Genomic DNA, 2,003 nt, shown 5'->3' with positions numbered 1-2,003 from the left:
CGAAGATCGGCATCAGGTAGGTCACCATCGACGACATGCTGGCGCCGATCAGCCGGATGTTGCGCAGGCTCAGCACGAAGGCGACCCCGCTGCCGAGCGCACCGAGGGCGATCACGCTGCTGATCACCTCGATCGACAGTGACCAGGGCGTCGGCGGGGCGTGACCGGCGACGAGTGGCGCGACCACCGCGAGCTGGACGGTTGCGCAGAGCAACAGTCCGGCCGACAGCGCAGTACCGGAGAGGTTGCTGCCGGCAATGAATCGCTTCTGGTAGGGAATCGCGATGCCGTAGAACAGCGCGGCTGCCATGCAGTACAGCTGGCCGGCCAGGTCCGCGCCGCCATGGAGGTTCCAGGCGCCGAGCACGACCATCATGCCGGCGAACCCGACCAGGAGGCCGAGCACGCGCTGGAGGGTGAACTTCTCGGTCCGGAATACGAGCACCGCGACCGGCAGCACGACCAACGGGGTGATCCCGTTCCAGATCCCGGCGAGCAACGACGGCACCCGCTCCTCGCCGTACCCGAACAAGGTCCAGGGGATCGCCGAGCCGATCGCGCCCAGCACGAACGTGTGCGCCCAGATCCGGGGTGAGCGGGGGAGCGGCTCGCGCCTGATCAGCAGGAAGAGCAGCAGCACCAGACTGCCGGCAATCACCCGGCCGAGCGCGAGGTACGCGGGATGCAGTTCACGGACTCCGACGGAGATGAACAGGAAGCTGCAGCCCCAGATGGCGGCGAGCGCCGTCATCGTCGGCAACCAGGCCCGGACCGGCGGCTTGTCAGGAGTCGTCAGGGTGCTCACTCCTGACATCCTGCAGTATCCCCTCGACAATTTCCGCATCCCTGCCCGCCACCGGGCAGTGATGCGGAGCGGCGGTTACAGGGGGTCGCGCAGGTCGTACTTGTCCAGCCAGGCGGTGAGGGTGGCGCTGATCGCTGCCGGCTGGTCCTCGGGCGTGTGGTGACCGGCGACGAGTTCGTGGTGGGCGACGTCGAGACCGGTGATGGTCGTGACACACCAGTCGACCATTTCCGGGGTCATCATCGTGCCCGGGCCGTCCTCGAAGGTGAGCATCAGTTTCGGGACTTCGGGACTGGCTGCGAGCCACTCGTCGTACCTGGTGATCCTGGCGACGGCCTCGGCCGGCTCGCCGCCGAGCGGCATCGTGCGTGCCCACCGCAGTAACGGCAGGCGGCTGGCCGGCGTGGGGTACGGCTTGCGATAGTTGTCGAGGTCTTCTCGGCTCAGTGGGTTGATGACGCTGCCGGGCAGCATCTCGATGAACGCGTTCTGCTCCAGGAGCATCGCTTCGCCGATTCCCGGGGTCTTGATCGACCGGAACAGCTCACGCCCGCCTTCGGGGAACTCCTCCCAGGACATCGGCTTCACGATCGTCTCGGTGAACGCGATGCCGCGGACCCGGCCGGGGTGCCGGGCGGCCCAGTCGAACGCGAGAGCGCCACCCCAGTCATGGCCGACCAGTACGACGTTGTCGAGGCCGAGCACGTCGAACCATGCGTCCAGGTAGCGGGTGTGGTCTTCGAAGGTGTAGTCGATCTCTGGCTTCCCCGAGTCGCCCATGCCGATCAGATCCGGCGCCAGTCGCCGGGCAGGATCGCCGACCGCGGCCAGGATGTGACGCCACAAGTAGGACGAAGTGGGGTTGCCGTGCAGGAAGACCACCGGCGCGCCGCTGCCGGTCTCGCGATAGAAGACAGTCGAATCAAGAACAGTTGCTACAGGCATGGGTTTCCTTCTTCTGGTTCAGATGTTGAGAGTTGTCAGGTGGTCCACGGCGATCTCGACTACGACGCGGCCGGGTGGGTTCGGTGGCGGCGACTGGTAGCGGTTGGTGTATCGGCGTACGCCCTCGGCTACTCGCCGGGGGTCCGCAGACACCGAGGCGGTGCCTTCGAGGGTGATCCAGCGGAAGCCGGCCACTTGGCAGAGGGCGACTCGGCCGGACGGATTCGCGGTCAGGTTGCGGACCTTGCGCGAG

General features: G+C 66.8%; 3 protein-coding genes. All 3 read right to left on the bottom strand.

What is annotated here, in order from left to right; translation table 11 throughout:
• Positions 1-805 (bottom strand): DMT family transporter (locus tag VFG33_RS00045; RefSeq protein WP_325020955.1); only part of this gene is annotated, 805 nt, incomplete at its 3' end.
• Positions 806-880: 75 nt separating this feature from the next.
• Positions 881-1,750 (bottom strand): haloalkane dehalogenase, encoded by an 870-nt coding sequence (locus VFG33_RS00040; protein ID WP_325020953.1) that lies wholly within the window; start codon positions 1,748-1,750, stop codon positions 881-883.
• Positions 1,751-1,768: 18 nt separating this feature from the next.
• Positions 1,769-2,003: pyridoxamine 5'-phosphate oxidase family protein (locus tag VFG33_RS00035; protein ID WP_325020951.1), on the bottom strand; the 235-nt coding region annotated here is incomplete at its 5' end.

Origin of the sequence: Kribbella sp., assembly GCF_035687465.1 — a bacterium.
Taxonomy (GTDB): domain Bacteria; phylum Actinomycetota; class Actinomycetes; order Propionibacteriales; family Kribbellaceae; genus Kribbella.
The sequence above is the reverse complement of the archived record's forward strand: the minus strand, read 5'-3'. Positions and strand labels throughout refer to the sequence as shown.

What these genes read in the sequence shown, in the direction of transcription:
- VFG33_RS00040 (WP_325020953.1), bottom strand. Translation starts at nt 1,750, where the DNA reads ATGCCTGTAGCAACTGTTCTTGATTCGACTGTCTTCTATCGCGAGACC.